This window comes from Collimonas humicola (assembly GCF_018304945.1).
Classification (GTDB): domain Bacteria; phylum Pseudomonadota; class Gammaproteobacteria; order Burkholderiales; family Burkholderiaceae_D; genus Collimonas; species Collimonas humicola.
In genome coordinates, this window is the sequence record NZ_JAGQEE010000003.1 from 210,823 (window position 1) to 225,150 (window position 14,328).

General features: G+C 56.7%; 14 protein-coding genes. 4 read left to right on the forward strand and 10 right to left on the reverse strand.

The genetic code is table 11. The features are described from left to right. Positions 1-84: 84 nt before the first annotated feature. Positions 85-2,259, reverse strand: a complete 2,175-nt coding sequence (locus tag KHU30_RS12505) for a cytochrome c biogenesis protein ResB (protein WP_211442970.1) — start codon at positions 2,257-2,259, stop codon at positions 85-87. A gap of 73 nt (positions 2,260-2,332) precedes the next feature. Then, on the reverse strand, positions 2,333-2,998 hold the full coding sequence (locus KHU30_RS12510; protein ID WP_211442971.1) for a c-type cytochrome: 666 nt from the start codon (positions 2,996-2,998) through the stop codon (positions 2,333-2,335). Between the two features lie 206 nt (positions 2,999-3,204). On the opposite strand from KHU30_RS12510, the gene yihA reads away from it, so the two are divergent. The 4 genes from yihA (at position 3,205) to KHU30_RS12530 (ending at position 7,722) form a co-directional block, all read left to right on the forward strand. Then, positions 3,205-3,927, forward strand: a complete 723-nt coding sequence (gene yihA / locus KHU30_RS12515; RefSeq protein WP_211442972.1) for a ribosome biogenesis GTP-binding protein YihA/YsxC — start codon at positions 3,205-3,207, stop codon at positions 3,925-3,927. A gap of 269 nt (positions 3,928-4,196) precedes the next feature. Beyond that, positions 4,197-5,210: a porphobilinogen synthase gene (hemB, locus tag KHU30_RS12520; protein WP_211442973.1), complete on the forward strand. Its 1,014-nt coding sequence runs from the start codon at positions 4,197-4,199 to the stop codon at positions 5,208-5,210. A 66-nt stretch (positions 5,211-5,276) separates the two neighbouring features. Next, positions 5,277-6,581 (forward strand): sterol desaturase family protein, encoded by a 1,305-nt coding sequence (locus KHU30_RS12525; RefSeq protein ID WP_230427354.1) that lies wholly within the window; start codon positions 5,277-5,279, stop codon positions 6,579-6,581. After that, positions 6,559-7,722 (forward strand): magnesium transporter CorA family protein, encoded by a 1,164-nt coding sequence (locus KHU30_RS12530; protein ID WP_211442974.1) that lies wholly within the window; start codon positions 6,559-6,561, stop codon positions 7,720-7,722. Before KHU30_RS12525 ends, KHU30_RS12530 begins: the two co-directional genes overlap by 23 nt. A gap of 92 nt (positions 7,723-7,814) precedes the next feature. Here the strand turns inward: KHU30_RS12530 and KHU30_RS12535 are convergent, their stop codons facing one another. From KHU30_RS12535 to rpsM, 8 genes are all read right to left on the reverse strand, one after another. Continuing rightward, positions 7,815-8,456, reverse strand: coding sequence for a peroxiredoxin (locus KHU30_RS12535; RefSeq protein ID WP_211442975.1), 642 nt, complete (start codon positions 8,454-8,456; stop codon positions 7,815-7,817). 224 nt (positions 8,457-8,680) lie between these two features. Continuing rightward, entirely contained in the window at positions 8,681-10,528 is a 1,848-nt protein-coding gene (dsbD, locus tag KHU30_RS12540) for a protein-disulfide reductase DsbD (protein WP_211442976.1), read from the reverse strand. After that, positions 10,521-10,853 (reverse strand): divalent-cation tolerance protein CutA, encoded by a 333-nt coding sequence (cutA, locus tag KHU30_RS12545; protein ID WP_211442977.1) that lies wholly within the window; start codon positions 10,851-10,853, stop codon positions 10,521-10,523. The genes dsbD and cutA overlap by 8 nt, the downstream gene beginning before the upstream one ends. 130 nt (positions 10,854-10,983) lie before the next feature. Further along, complete coding sequence (rplQ, locus tag KHU30_RS12550) at positions 10,984-11,379, reverse strand: 50S ribosomal protein L17 (protein WP_038484690.1); 396 nt, start codon at positions 11,377-11,379, stop codon at positions 10,984-10,986. A 159-nt stretch (positions 11,380-11,538) separates the two neighbouring features. Further along, positions 11,539-12,516 (reverse strand): DNA-directed RNA polymerase subunit alpha, encoded by a 978-nt coding sequence (locus tag KHU30_RS12555; protein ID WP_061532025.1) that lies wholly within the window; start codon positions 12,514-12,516, stop codon positions 11,539-11,541. 142 nt (positions 12,517-12,658) lie between these two features. Further along, a complete protein-coding gene (rpsD, locus tag KHU30_RS12560) occupies positions 12,659-13,282 on the reverse strand; it encodes a 30S ribosomal protein S4 (RefSeq protein ID WP_061936397.1) in 624 nt (207 codons plus the stop codon). Positions 13,283-13,476: 194 nt separating this feature from the next. After that, positions 13,477-13,881, reverse strand: a complete 405-nt coding sequence (gene rpsK, locus KHU30_RS12565) for a 30S ribosomal protein S11 (protein WP_014004417.1) — start codon at positions 13,879-13,881, stop codon at positions 13,477-13,479. A gap of 63 nt (positions 13,882-13,944) precedes the next feature. Next, positions 13,945-14,310, reverse strand: coding sequence for a 30S ribosomal protein S13 (rpsM, locus tag KHU30_RS12570; RefSeq protein ID WP_061536897.1), 366 nt, complete (start codon positions 14,308-14,310; stop codon positions 13,945-13,947). Positions 14,311-14,328: the final 18 nt, after the last annotated feature.

Below are 14,328 nucleotides of genomic sequence, written 5' to 3' on the forward strand. Positions count from 1 at the left end.
CCCGCTCTTGCGTGGAAAATCCCAAAATCGCAGCGGAACGTCCATCTTTTTATCTGCAGTGCAGCGCCATCATCGGCAAGGCAGCTAGGCCTTCGGCTGCGCTTCCGCCTGCATCAGTTGTGTTTTCAACACTTCAAATTCTTTTTCAAAATCCAGCGTCTTGCGCTGCGAACTCAGGGCCATCAGCGCGTGCGACCGGCCTTCTGCATCCTTGTCCGGACGTATCCACACCCACAGCCTGCGCTCGCGCACGTACAGCATCGAGAATACGCCCAGCACCAGCAGCAGACAGCCGAAATAGACAACTTTCTTACCTGGCGAGCGGGTGACCTGGAATACCGATGCCTTGATTTCGTCAAAGCCGGTCATCTGCAGATACACAGGTGCATTATAGAAGCTTGCATCCGACAGCGCATTGGTGCTCAGCTGCAGGAAACGCGCATGCTTGTCATCGGCCGTCATTTCCTTCAAGCCGTCTTTCTCGCGCGCAACCTGCCACAGATCCCACATGCTGCCGTTGAGGATCTTCATGAAGATATCCGCGGCCTTTTCCTGCTCCTGCTGCGGCACCTGCTCCAGGAACCTGGAAATGGCCATGTAGCCGGCTTCCTTGCCGTCGCCGGCGAACAAGGACAAGCCGCGCAATGCCGACTGCTCCAGCTGCACGCGCAGGGTGGCGATGCCGTCACGGCTCTCCGGGATCGCACGCTGCGCATAGCGATGGGCGGCAGCCGCGCGCAGCTCCGGACTCATCAGGGCGGCGCGCAAGCGCATCCACTCCTGCAGGCTGTCTTCGTCATCGGCCGGCATCCGCAGGTAGCGGAACGGTTCGTCCGGCGCGTCGCGTACGCCAGCCAGGAAGACATAGGCATCATCGACCTTGATCGACTGCATGTAGTTGCTGAATTCACGCGCCTGGCCAGTCTTGTCGCGCAGCTTGTATTGCACGCTCGGGCCGACATTCCGCAAATCCTTCTTGACAGCGCTTTTTGCCGCATTGCCAAGATGACTGCTCAGATCGTCGCTCAAGCGCTGGTTGAGGCTCTTGGACTTGGTCACGGCGCGCAGGTCGTCACCCGACTGAGCCATATTCTCCACGTTAAACGGGCGGAAACCAGACCATTCAATCGTATAGTCGTTATTACCGTGGTTCTCTAACGCAGGGTTGGCCAGGGCTGTAGTGCCGTTGACCTCGCCGCTGACCGGGAAAGTGGCCGCGGCCGCCCCCGTCATCGGATAAGCCGTCAGCCTGAGCTTGCTGCCGCCGTCTTCGAAGCTGGACTGGTACACCGCGATGCCTTTGTAGATCAGGGGCTGGTTGACCCTGATGGTGGCCGGGAAAGTATGGCCGTCGGCATTGTCCTTGATCACCACTTCGCTGGCGAACAGCTTGGGCATGCCGGTGCTGTAGAAATCGATGATGAACTTCTTCAGCTGGATGGTGAACGGCAGGTCCTGGATCATCACGCCATCCTTTTGCGGGATGATCGCGGTGCTGCTGGCGGAACCTTCCGGTATCAGGGTATTGCCGCGGAAAGTCGGATTGCCCAATCCGAGCCGGTGTTCCGCCGGGATTTCCGCGATGACGCCATTGCCGTTGAACGGCGTCTTGCCGTAGATCCATTGCTGCGCGCGGATCGGCAGGTCCGAATCGAGCAAACCGCCGATGCAGATAATCACGATGGCGCTGTGGGCAAAGATATAGCCCCATTTATTGGCGGCGCCTTGCTTGGCTGTGATCAGGGTAGCGTTGTCCTTGGCCACCAGCTTGGTCTTGTAGCCCTTGGCGGCGATGCGCGCCGCCAGTTGCTGGGTCAGCAGCGCCGGTGCGGTCGCCGAAGTCCACTCGGCCTTGTGATGGAAGTTGCGCAGTGATTGCTCACGCACGTTTTCACGCCAGCTACGCATGTCTTTCAGCATTTTCGGCGCATTGCGGGCGATACACAGCGAGGTCGAGATCACCAGGAAAGTCATGATCAGCAGGAACCACCAAGACGAATACACCGCGTACAAACCCAGCTTGCCGAACACTTCGAACCAAAAGGGGCCAAACTGATTGACGTAGTTCGGCATCGGCTCGTTTTGCTTGAGCACTGTGCCGATCACCGAAGCGACGGCAATAATTGTCAGCAAGCTGATGGCAAAGCGCATCGATGACAATAATTCAACTGCGTCCGCCAGCCAGCGGCGGCTGGTCTTCAGCTGTATCCCGGCGGTGCTGATATCGTTACTTGCGTTCTCGTTGTTGCTTGTGCTCATAGCCTGTTTGTCTTTTTGAAAAGAAAAAGGGGTGGCCTAGGCCACCCCTGAATGCATTTTTATTATTATTTTATTACTTCAGGCCGGCGATATAATCGGCAACCGCTTTGATTTCATCGTCAGACATGCGCTTGGCGATGGTCGTCATCATCGGTCCGTTCTTGCGCGCGCCGCTGCGGAAATTGGTCAGCTCGGCCACTGTATAATCCTGGTGCTGGCCGCCGATGCGCGGGAACTGGGCCGGAATGCCGGCGCCGTTCGGGCTGTGGCAGCCTGCGCAGGCCGGCACGCTCTTTTCAGCGATGCCGCCGCGATAGATCTTTTTGCCCAAGGCCAGCGTATCCTTGTCCTTGGCAGCGCCCGGCTTGGCCGGTTGCGCATTCAGGTAGGCGGCGATGTTTTTCATTTCATCGTCGGTCAGCAGCTTGGCCAGCGGCGACATGATCGGATTATTGCGGTCGGCGCCCTGGAAATTGGTCAGTTGCTTATGGATGTATGCATCATGCTGGCCGCCCAGTTTCGGGTTGGCGCTGATGGTCGATGCGCCGGCGGCGCCGTGGCATGAAATACAAGCGGTGATGTTGCGGGCCGGGTCGCCATTCGTATAGAGTGCTTCGCCTTTGGCTGGATCGGCTTTGGCAGGCGCCGCTTTTGGTTCGTCCGCTGCATGGGCGGCGGTAGAAAGCGCGACAACTGCAATGAAGAAAGCTTTCACTACTGAAAAAAACGCACGGTTCATTCTTTACGCCCTGACTTGATTTTAGAATTCCGCCCTGATGGGTACCTTGCTGGGACAACCCCAGCCAACTCAATCGATTGCCCGACTCCCAAAAACCACCTTCACGTACATCAATCACGCTAAGCGAAACAGCAGTACATAACCCCTTATTGTACAATAGCTTTCCGGCATTTTTGCCTCCCCTTACCGCATTTTCTGCTCATTCCATGTCCCTACTTTGGCAAGCCCGCTTCTTTACCACGGTCAATCATCTTCGTGACTTGCCAACCTTGCAAGTCCCCGAGATCGCTTTTGCCGGCCGTTCCAACGCCGGCAAGTCGACCGCCATCAATCTTTTATGCAACCAGAAGAAGCTGGCTTTTGCGTCCAAGACGCCCGGCCGCACCCAGCACATCAATTATTTTTCCATAGGCGGCGCCCACGTCGGCCAGCACCGCAAGGATGAAACCAAGATCGACGAGATCCGCGCCCTGCTGGTCGACTTGCCCGGTTACGGCTATGCCGAGGTGTCCGGTTCCGCCAAGCTGCACTGGCAGCAATTGCTGGGCGACTATGTGCGCCGCCGCGAGCAGCTGGCCGCGCTGGTGCTGATCGTCGACTCGCGCCGCCCCTTCACCGAACTCGACGTCCAGATGGTTGAATGGTTTGCGCCTACCGGCAAGCCCATCCATTGCATCTTGAGCAAGTCGGATAAACTTAACCGCAACGACGCCACCAACGCCTTGCGTCAGGCGCGCACCTTCCTGGCAAGCTATGTTAACGAGAACAATGAACAGCTGCCGTTCACCGTGCAATTGTTTTCAGCGCTGAACCGCAATGGCCTGGAAGAAGCGAACGACAAGATCGTAGAACTGGCCGGCCTGAATAACCTGGCCGAAGACGGGAATGATTCTGATGATGCAGCGGGCGAGGCAGACAGCTCTGTTTAGTCTGCGCGCTAAACATAAAAAAGCCCTGGAGAAAGGGGAATATCTCCAGGGCACAATGCCTTATCACCAAAAGCGATACGGCCCCGCTCAGGGAGGGAAGCGGGAGGCGAATGATGCACCTATTGCTAGGAGCTGGCAGGGGCCGAAAAAGTTCACGATTTTTTTTAATTTCGACGAAAATATTAGCGATGCCTCTATGCAAGGGCCCAACTTATTCCCCAACGGGACCTAGGCTCGCTTCCCACTCACTCGATATGTCAGAAACCGCTATGTCACATACTCATAAAACCGCCCAGTTCCCCGCCATCCGCATGCGCCGCATGCGTAAAGATGCGTTTTCGCGCGCCATGATGCGGGAAAACGTCATCACCACCGCGGACCTGATTTATCCGGTCTTCATTCTGGACGGCAAAAATCAGCGCGAGAAAATCAATTCAATGCCGGGTGTTGAACGGCTGTCAATTGACTTGCTGTTAAATGTGGCGGAAGAGTGCGTAGCGCTGGGCATACCGGTCATGGCTTTGTTCCCGGTGATCAATCCGTCCCTGAAAACACCGGACGGCATCGAAGCCACCAATCCGCAAGGGCTGATCCCGCGCGCGGTGCGCGAGCTGAAACAGCGCTTTCCTGAACTCGGCATCCTCACCGACGTCGCGCTGGATCCCTACACCAGCCACGGCCAGGACGGCGTGCTGAATGCGGACGGCTATGTCTTGAACGACGAAACCTGCGCGATCCTGGTCAAGCAGGCGCTGACCCAGGCCGAAGCCGGCGTCGACATCGTGGCACCGTCCGACATGATGGACGGCCGCATCGGCGCAGTGCGCAATGCGCTGGAAGCACACCATCATATCTACACCCGCATCATGGCTTATTCGGCCAAGTATGCATCAGCCTTCTACGGTCCGTTCCGCGATGCCGTCGGCTCATCCGCAACGCTGGGCAAGAGCAACAAGAACACCTACCAGATGGATCCGGCCAACAGCAACGAAGCCTTGCATGAAGTCGCGCTGGACCTGGCGGAAGGCGCCGACATGGTGATGGTCAAGCCTGGCATGCCTTACCTGGATATCGTGCGCCGCGTGAAAGATGAATTCAAGGTGCCGACCTTTGCCTACCAGGTCAGCGGCGAATACGCGATGATCAAGGCCGCCGCGCAGAATGGCTGGCTGGATCACGACAAAACCATGATGGAAGCCATGCTGGCGTTCAAGCGCGCTGGCGCGGATGGGGTGCTGACTTACTTCGCACTGGATATTGCGCGCCACCTGAAAAAAGGCTGAGCGCAAGCGCACGTGATCGTCAGGCTGCTCAGCTGGCGATCGTGCGCATTGCTGGCGGCGCACGCCATGCCTTCAAATAATAAGCAGCGCCGGCAGGGCGACGAGGAGAGCGGCATGCAAGAGAAAGTAATCACCCTGGCGACGCCAGTGTTCTTTCTGCTGATCTTCATCGAGCTGCTTGTCGGCCTGTGGCGCGGACGCAATACCTATCGCCTCAACGACGCCATCAACAGCATCAGCCTCGGCGTCCTCAGCCAGGTTTCGGGCGTCTTCATGCAGGTGCTGCGGATAGGCATCTACGCCTGGCTAGCCAGCCATATCGCATTGTTCAAGCTGCCGGCCGACAGTCTCTGGGTCTGGCTCTCCGGCCTGCTGCTGTACGATCTCTGTTACTACTGGCGGCACCGCTGCGGCCACGAAGTCAACGTCTTGTGGGCCGCGCACGTGGTGCATCATCAGAGCGAGGACTACAATCTTTCCACCGCATTGCGCCAGACCAGCAGCGGACCGATCCTGGGCTGGATTTTCTATGCGCCGATGGCGCTGCTGGGCTATCCGGCGGAAGTATTTGCGGCGCTGGCGCTGATCGATCTGCTGTACCAGTTCTGGGTCCATACGCAGCAGATCGGCAAGCTGGGCTGGCTGGACCGGGTATTTGTGACACCGTCGAATCACCGTGTGCATCATGGCGTCAACGACATCTATCTGGACAAGAATTACGGCGGCATCCTGATCCTGTGGGACCGCTTGTTCGGCAGCTTCATTGAGGAACGCGAACAGGAGCTGGTGGTGTATGGGACACGCAGTCCGCTGCGCAGCTGGAATCCCTTGTGGGCTAACGTTGAAGTGTATAAGACGCTGTGGCTGGATGCCTGGCGCACGCGGCTCTGGCGCGACAAGCTGCACATCTGGCTCGCCGCGCCGGGCTGGCGTCCCGCCGATGTCGCCGCAAACTGGCCCAGTGTGCCGTTCGATATCGCCCGGCCGCTGTATCATCCGCAACTAAGTCGCGCCGCGCAGGTCTATTGCCTGCTGCAGTTCGCCATCCTGCTGCTGGTGACCACCCATTTCCTGGCGGCGCAGGTAGCCATGCCATGGCTTGCCGGACTGGGCTATGCCGCCTGGCTGACGGCGGGACTGTGGATAGTCGGCGGCCTGATGGAAATGCGGCCGCGCTACATCGCGCTGGAAGCAGTGCGCCTGGGCGCCACCAGCCTCGGCGTGTGGCTTGCCAGGGCATGGTTCGGCGCGGTATCCCTGACACCGCTTATGCTGAGCGCCATCATCCTGTTATCGCTAGCTTCGATGATTGCGCTCTGGCCCATATTTAAACGCTCATCGACAATGCATGGACATCTTTCTCATCAGTGACAGCCAGGTCAGCCAAAGCCAGGAAATCCCGGACGCCGTACCGCTCAAGGGTTTTCTCTGGATCGACGCCACCCACGAAGAAGTAGCCGCCGATCCCGAAGCCTGGCGCAGCGCCATCGAGCGCGCCACGGGTGTGCAGATCTACGATCCGCACATGACCGACACGCTCAATCCGAATCATCCTTCGTATTTCGATTCAACCCAGGATTACGGCATGGTGGTGTTCCGCAAACTGATGCTGAACGGCGCGGCAGGCAACGGCAATTCCCAGGCGCAGGCAGGCAGCGGGGACAAGCTTGCGGCAGCACCGGCAGCACCGGCAGCAGCAATCGACGAAGGCAGCAAACGCAAGATTCCAGCAGCCCTGAGCAAGCTGGCTACCCAGCCGGTAACCTTCCTGATCATGGATCATGCCCTGGTCACCGTCCACGAACGCTACAGCCGCACCATCGACGCCACGCGCACGCGCCTGCTGGAGCTGTGCAGCAAGACCGAGAAAACGCCGCATGCGATACGCCTGCCGGCCTCGCCGGAGGATTTGCTGCTGCGCCTGATCAACGCCATGGTCGACCAGTACCTGGACCTGCGTCAGCCGCTGACCACGCAGCTGGACCGCTGGCAGCGCGCCCTGCGGGATCCGCGCCGGCCATTCAAGGACTGGATGGCGCTGCTGGACGCGCGCATCGAATTGCGCAAGCTGGAAAACCTGTGCGAAGAACAGCACGACGCCATGCAAGAGCTGCGCGACTACTTCGTCGACATCGACGACGGCATCGAAATCAGCCGCGCCAAGGACTTGCTGCTGGTACGCATCAACGACGTCATGGAACATATTACGCGGGTCTTGAATCACGCGCGCCGGCTGGAATCGTCGATCGAATCGGCGGTGCAAATCCATTTTTCCGCGGTCGCCCATCGCACCAACGAAATCATGCGCACGCTGACTGTGATCACCGCATTGTTCATGCCGCTGACCTTGATCACAGGGATCTTCGGCATGAATTTCGAAGTAATGCCCTTGCTGAAAAACGCGGTCGGATTCTGGTTGACGATGGGCAGCATGGCCTTGGTCGTGGTGGCCATGCTGGTGTTCTTCCAGCGCCGGCGCTACCTGGAAAGCCAGGCGCTGGACCGCCGCTGAACAGGCATCAGCCGAGCCCCCAATGAAAAACCCCGCCTGAACTTAGGCGGGGCTTTTTTTCCATCTCGCCGTTCACGCCGGCGACCGCGAAATCAATCGCGATTAGGTTGCGGCGTCAGGCGCAGATAAGGACGAATCGCCTTGAAGCCCTTGGGGAATTTCTGCTTGAGCACCTCGGGATCCTGCAGCGATGGAACGATCACCACATCCTCGCCATCTTTCCAGTTGCCGGGCGTGGCCACCGAATAATTGTCGGTCAGCTGCAAGGAGTCGATGACACGCAGGATTTCGTCGAAATTGCGGCCGGTACTGGCGGGATAGGTGATGGTCAAGCGCACTTTCTTGTCCGGATCGATCACAAACAATGAACGCACGGTAGCAGTTGCGCTGGCATTCGGATGGATCAGGTCGTACAGTTCCGAGACCTTGCGGTCAGCGTCCGCAATGATCGGAAAACCCACCACGGTGTTTTGCGTTTCGTTGATATCCTTGATCCATTCCTGATGCTTGTCGACAGGGTCGACAGACAGCGCGATCACTTTGACGCCGCGCTCTTCAAACTGGGATTTCAGTTTGGAAGTCAGGCCGAGTTCGGTAGTGCAGACCGGCGTGAAGTCGGCCGGATGTGAAAACAGCACTACCCATGAAGCGCCGGCCCAATCATAGAAATTGATCTTGCCGAGCGAAGAATCTTGTTCAAAATCCGGGGCGGCGTCGCCAAGGCGTAAAGTCATTTCGGTCTCCTTTAAATTGCGCGGGTTTAGCAGCTTGCGTAGAACTAAAACTATAGCGTTGCGAATGCCATAGCCTAAAGAATTTTATCGACTAACTACATAACCATGGGTTGGAAGCAAACCGTCAGGGCATGCCGGCGGAAGCCGCCGTGACCATTGTACTCTTCCAGGATGAACGTATTTTTAATGAGGCTTCTTAAGTTGGTCGCCTTGGGAGATCATTTTTACGTATTCAAAACTGCCAGCGATTGCAGGAATTTATCGGCATTCTGATAGCCGATCACGCGGCCGTGCGGCGCCTCCTGGCCCTTGCCGTCAAACAAGATGATGCCCGGCGGCCCGAACAGATTGAAGCGCTTGAGCATCGCCTTGTCGTCCGCATTGTTGGCCGTGACGTCGATCTGCAGCAAAACCATCTGGCCAAATTGCGTTTGCACGCGTGGATCGGTGAACGTAAATTTTTCCATCTCCTTGCACGACACGCACCAGTCGGCGTAGAAATCCAGCAAGGCCGCCTTGCCGTTGGTCTGCGCCAGCGCCGCGTCCAGTTCCGCCACCGATTTCACTCGGACGAACTGGATGTAGCTACTTTCCTGTTTTCCCCCGAGCTGCGCCAGCGGCGCCAGAGGATCGCGCCCGCCGCTGAGACCGCCCACCATTTGCATCACGCCGCAGACCATGAAGAGCACGCCGAAGGCTTTGGCGAACCAGGCTGTGGATGATTTATCCCACAGCAGATAAGCGCCGTAGCCGATGCCCAGGGCTGCCCAGCACAGCATCTGCGCCAATGCCGGAATGACTGGTGACACCATCCACACTGCGGTCCCCAGCATCAGTACGCCAAAGAAACGCTTGATCGATTCCATCCACGCACCGGCGCGTGGCAACAACGAGCCTGCAGAAATTCCGATTAACAGCAAAGGTACGCCCATGCCGATTGCCATCACGAATAATGTGCTCCCGCCAAGCACAATATCGCGGGTCTGGCTTATGTATACCAGAGCTCCTGCCAATGGCGGGGCGACACATGGACCTACAATTAACGCGGAGAGCGCACCCATAATGAATACGCCGATTAACTTGCCGGCAGATTGCTGGCCGGATGCCTGTGAAAATTTTGTCTGAAGTGCTGCCGGCAACTGCAACTCATAAAATCCAAACATTGACAACGACATGACGATCATCAACAGGGCAAATACCGACAACACCCAGGGATTTTGCAGTGCGGCGGCCAGTCCATGACCTGCCAAGCCAGCGGCGACACCGAGGGCAGCGTAGACCAATGCCATACCAAATACATAAGTTGCCGAAAGCAAGAACCCACGTCGACGACTTACCTGAGCTCCTTCCCCAAGGATGATGGTGGACAGAATGGGCATCATTGGATAAGAACACGGTGCCAAGGAAAGACCAAGACCCAAGACAAAGAAGAGGGGCAGGATCAATAGAAATTTTCCACTTTTGAGTGACGATTCTATGCGGCCGTTTTCCGAGTCAGGCGCAGCCGATTGCGCAGCACTGGCCGTCGCCTGAGTAGCGTTGACAGCCGGACTGGCATTGCTGGCCGCCGGCGCTTGCGGCGTATCCATCGCCGCATTGGCGCCTTTGGCGATGCCGATGGCGCTCAGCAAGCCACCGCCGCTGCTGCCGCCGGTGGTCGACAGGCTGATGCGAGAATCCATGGGAGGATAGCAAAGGCCCTTGTCAGCGCAGCCCTGACCTGTGGAAATCAGCGTGAAGCTGCCGTTGGCGTCGACCGGCAGGCGGATCGTGACACTGTGGTGATAGGTTTCGACATTCTTGTTGAAGGTCTGGTCGAACTTGACCTTGCCGGCGGGAATCTGCGGTTCGCCTAGGGTGGCGCCCTCAGCCTTGAAGTGGAAGCGCTCGCGGTACATATAATAGCCGTCGGCGATGGCGTAGGTCACCTCGGCGGTCTTGGCGTCGGCCATGCGGGCGGAAAACTTGAACGCCACTTCCGGCGCCAGGTAATCGTCTTCGTCGGCATGCGCCAGGGTAAAGGCGAATAGCATGGCGAACAGCACTGACAATTGCTTGAGAGACTTAAACATTCACGTCCTTTTGGGTTTCTGCGGTAATCCAGTCCAGGTAAGCCGGCAAGCCGGCCACAATCGGTAAGGCAATCATTTCCGGCACGGCATACGGATGCACAGCCCTGATCGCGCTTTCCAGCTCCGCGTAACGATGCGCCACGGTCTTGATCAGCAAGGTCGTTTCGACTGCTTGTTCGACCTGGCCTTGCCAGCGATACACGGATTGCACCGCCGGCAGGATATTGACACAGGCCGCCAGCTTGCGTTCCACCAGCTGCTGCGCCAAGGCTTGCGCGCTGGCAAGATCGGGCAAGCTGGTGAGTATAAGCAAGGCTTCTGACATAGTCGAACTCTTTGATCTATCCTTACAGCACACGCCATGCGCGCCACATGATTGCGCAGCAAGCGCGCAGAATGCAAAAAAGCCAGGCTAGGCCTGGCTTTTGATTTTAACGCAGCTTGGATACTTAAGCTTAGTCAGCTGTCGGTACTTCAGCGTCGTCGCTGATTTCCGGACGGTCCATCAGTTCGATGTAAGCCATAGGCGCGTTATCGCCAACGCGGAAACCCATTTTCAGGATGCGCAGGTAGCCGCCGTTACGGTTAGCGTAGCGTGGGCCCAATTCAGCGAACAGCTTCAGGACCATTTCACGGTCGCGCAGGCGAGCAAATGCCAGGCGCTTGTTAGCCAGGGTGTCGGTTTTGCCCAGTGTCAGGATCGGTTCGATCACGCGACGCAGTTCTTTTGCCTTTGGCAATGTGGTCTTGATTGCTTCGTGACGCAGCAGCGAAACAGTCATGTTGCGCAACATAGCCAGACGGTGGGAAGAAGTACGATTTAATTTACGGAGGCCGTGACGGTGACGCATGGTAATTCCTTTCAGTTTTTGAGTTTACATCCAGCTCTTCGATCGACTTCGGCATTGCCTGGTCGCGGGCCGGTTGAGATTAATGCAACAATGGATACTTCGGGCTTAAAACAAGCCCAGGGGCGTGATTCTATCCCACCCCCGGGCTAACAACAAATATTACTTTTCCAGGCCGGCAGGCGGCCAGTTTTCCAGCTTCATGCCCAGTGTCAAACCACGGGATGCCAGGACTTCCTTGATTTCATTCAAGGACTTGCGGCCCAGGTTTGGCGTCTTCAGCAGTTCATTTTCGCTACGCTGGATCAGATCGCCAATGTAGTAGATGTTTTCTGCTTTCAGGCAGTTGGCCGAACGTACTGTCAGTTCCAGGTCATCGACCGGACGCAACAGGATAGGATCAACTTGCGGTGCGCGGGATGGTGCTTCAGCAGCAGCTTCAGTGCCTTCCAGTGCCGCGAACACGTTCAGCTGGTCGACCAGCACGCGTGCCGATTGGCGGATCGCTTCTTCCGGAGTGATCACGCCATTGGTTTCAATGTTGATGACCAGCTTGTCCAGATCGGTACGCTGTTCCACACGCGCCGATTCAACAGCGTAGGAAACGCGGCGCACTGGCGAGAACGATGCGTCCAAGATGATGCGGCCGATGGTCTTGTTGGCATCTTCAGTCAGGCGGCGAACGTTGCCCGGCACATAGCCACGGCCTTTTTCAACCTTGATCTGCATGTCGAGCGCGCCACCGGCAGTCAGGTGGGCAATCACGTGCTCTGGATTGACCAGTTCAACGTCATGCGGCAGATCGATGTCGGAAGCCAGCACAGCGCCTTCGCCATCTTTTTTCAATGTCAGTGTTACTTCGTCGCGGTTATGCAGCTTGAACACGACGCCCTTCAGGTTCAACAGGATATCGACTACGTCTTCCTGCACGCCGTCGAGTGACGAATATTCATGAACCACGCCGGCGATGGTCACTTCAGTCGGCGCATAGCCAACCATCGATGACAGCAGGACGCGGCGCAGTGCGTTGCCCAGCGTGTGGCCGTAGCCGCGTTCAAACGGTTCCATCACGACCTTAGCGTGGCCGGCACCCAGTGCTTCTACTTCGATAATACGTGGCTTCAACAAGCTGTTTTGCATGAAATGTCCTCTTCAATACCCTCGGCTCGTTACACCGATAAGGCTGATGGCATTAAGGGCGCCGCCAACAATCACTAGGATAGTCAGAGGCACCCTGATGAAACGACCGCGCCTGGAACCAGGCACAGTCGAAAAACTAAAATTAACGCGAATACAGTTCGACGATCAGCGATTCGTTGACGTCGTTAGCAATTTCGTTGCGGTCTGGCAGGGACTTGAAAGTACCTTCCATTTTCTTCGCATCTACCGAAACCCACGATGGCATGCCGCCTTGTTCGGCCAGTTGCAGCGCTTCAACGATACGCACTTGCTTCTTGGCTTTTTCACGAACAGCGATCACGTCGCCGGTCTTGACTTGGTACGAAGCGATATTGACAACGTTGCCGTTGACGGTGAATGCTTTGTGCGAAACCAGCTGACGGCTTTCAGCGCGGGTCGAACCGAAACCCATGCGATAGACGACGTTGTCCAGACGCGCTTCCAGCAAACGCAGCAGTGTTTCGCCGGTGTTGCCCTTGCGACGGTCAGCTTCAGCGAAATAACGACGGAACTGACGTTCCAGAATGCCGTACATACGCTTGACCTTTTGCTTTTCGCGCAATTGGTTACCGTAGTCGGAGGTACGTGCACCAGATGTGCGGCCATGTTGACCTGGCTTGGAATCCAGCTTGCACTTGGAATCCAGCGAGCGGCGTGCGCTCTTCAGGAACAGGTCCGTACCTTCACGGCGGGAAAGTTTTGCTTTAGGTCCGATATAACGTGCCACGATGCTTCCTTTTAAAAATATGACGCCGGGGCATTACTGCCTTTTGCGGCCAGAATCTGAGTGAACAACCGCCGGCCTGGCGCTAGTCTGATTTACCTTCAACCAGACAGTGGGCTTAAGAACAAAACCCGCCAAGGTCATTGGCGGGTCACTTGCATACGCTATTGCCAGGCAATAACGAAAATCTGTACAGATTAGATACGACGACGCTTTGGTGGGCGGCAACCGTTATGCGGTACTGGAGTAACGTCTTGAATCTGGGTGATCTTGATACCCAGGTTGTTCAACGCACGAACAGCGGACTCACGACCAGGACCTGGGCCCTTGATACGCACTTCCAGGTTCTTTACGCCACATTCCACAGCCACTTTACCAGCGGCTTCGGCTGCAACCTGCGCTGCAAATGGAGTCGACTTGCGGGAGCCTTTAAAGCCAGCGCCACCAGATGTCGCCCACGACAACGCGTTACCTTGACGATCGGTAATCGTGATGATGGTGTTGTTGAAAGACGCGTGGATGTGCGCGATGCCTTCAGCAACGTTCTTTTTAACTTTTTTACGCACACGTGCTGCTGCGGCGTTATTTGGGGACTTTGCCATAATAATTTCCTAGAATCCGACTACCTAAAAACAATCAGTTGCCACGAAACCGTGGCAGCTTAATTATTTCTTCAGCGATTGAGCGGCTTTGCGCGGGCCCTTGCGGGTACGTGCATTGGTACGAGTACGTTGGCCACGGCAAGGCAAGCCCTTGCGATGACGCATACCACGATAGCAACCCAGATCCATCAAACGCTTGATGTTCATCGACAGTTCACGACGCAGGTCACCTTCGACGACGAATTTTGCAATTTCGTCGCGCAGCTTTTCCAGCTCGTTATCGTCGAGATCTTTGATCTTCTTCGTAGTCAAAATACCCGTGCTTTCGCAAATTTCTTTTGCGCGTGGGCGGCCAACACCGTAGATGGCTGTCAAGCCGATAACGGTGTGCTGATGATTGGGGATGTTTACCCCTGCAATACGTGCCATTCGTTATTCCTCGATCAA